Below are 1455 nucleotides of genomic sequence, written 5' to 3' on the forward strand. Positions count from 1 at the left end.
GTACGTATTCAGCTTGAGGTGAGTCGCCGGCCGGATGTCCACTCTGGTTGATCGGCTGGCATGATCACGGGGTGTCGTCCGTTCCGCAGGTCCCGCTCTCGTACGAGGATCTGGTCGCGATGCTGGTTGAGCTGCGGGAACGGGTTGATTGACTGGAAGCGGAGAACGCTGAGCTGAAACGCCGGTTGGGGTGGAACTCCTCGAACTCGTCGAAGCCTCCCTCGTCGGACGGTCTCAGTGGCCCAGCCCGGCAGCCGGGCAAGGGCAGTGGACGGCGGCGGGGTAAGTAGCCCGGGGCGCCGGGGTGGACCCTTGAGCTGGTCGCGGATCCGGATGAGGTGGTCGAGCACCGGCCGCAGCGGTGTGTCCATCCGGGTTGCGGGTCGCCGTTGAGGGATGGGCGTGAGTACGGGCGACAGCGCCGGCAGGTGATCGAGATGCCCGAGCGGCGGCCGCTGGTCGTCGAGCACCGGCTGATCGCGGTCGAGTGCGGCGGGTGCGGGCGAGTCAGCGAGCCGGCGGTGCCGGCCGGGGTGTCCGGGCGGGTGCAGTACGGCGCTGGTGTCAAGGCCGCCGCCGTCTACACGCGGGCCGCGCATTTCCTGCCGTTCGCCCGAGCCGCCGCGGTGATGGGCGACCTGCTCGGCGTGCGGGTGTCGACCGGGTTCGTGCATCAGGTGGTCGGTGAGGCAGCCCGCAAGCTCGGGCCGTTCGTGTCCCGCACGGGCGCGTTGCTGCATGTCCAGCAGGTGCTGCACGCCGATGAGACCCCGGCCCGCGTCGACGGCGCTCTGAAGTACGTGCACGTGGCCTGCACACCCGAACTGACCTTGTTACACGTGGGCGGCCGCAGCAAGGCCGATATCGACGCCGGGCAGGTGCTGCCCGGGTTCACCGGCATCCTGGTCCGTGACGGCTACGCCGCCTACCGGCACCTCACCGACGCCGAGCACGCCTGGTGCGGAGCCCATCTGATCCGCGACCTGCGCGGTGTGCACGAGTCCGATCCGGCGGGCCAGGGCTGGGCCGAGGTGATGGCGCAAACCCTGCTGATGGCCAAGAAGACGACCGAGCAGGCCGTCACCGCGGGCCGAGACGCGCTGTCAGCCGACGAGATCAGTCACCTCCGAGCCTGTTACGCCGGCGCGCTGGCCTACGGCCGCGAGCAGAACCCTCCCGATCGTGACGGCAGGCCGTCACGCGCCGGCACGCTGGTCGAACGTTTCGCCGCCCACCGCGACATGATCCTGCGGTTCACCGTCGACCTGGCCGTGCCGTTCACCAACAACCAGGCAGAACGCGACCTTCGCCCGGTCAAGCTTCAACAGAAGATCTCCGCAACCTGGCGAACCCTGCAAGGCCTGGCCGACTTCGCCATCCTACGGTCCTACCTGTCCACCGCCGCCAAACACGGCAAGGACGCCCTCGACGTGCTCAAACAACTGTTCACCACCG

2 protein-coding genes are annotated in these 1455 nt (G+C 68.9%); both read left to right on the forward strand.

The window, feature by feature from the left end; translation table 11 throughout:
• The first annotated feature begins 173 nt into the window (after positions 1-173).
• Positions 174-290, forward strand: a complete 117-nt coding sequence (locus ACFHWY_RS28465; RefSeq protein WP_416583324.1) for a DUF6444 domain-containing protein — start codon at positions 174-176, stop codon at positions 288-290.
• Between the two features lie 48 nt (positions 291-338).
• The coding region (tnpC, locus tag ACFHWY_RS28470) for an IS66 family transposase (RefSeq protein ID WP_416583323.1) at positions 339-1455 on the forward strand (1117 nt) is incomplete at its 3' end.

The organism is Micromonospora sp. LOL_024 (assembly GCF_048060415.1).
Classification (GTDB): Bacteria; Actinomycetota; Actinomycetes; order Mycobacteriales; family Micromonosporaceae; genus Micromonospora.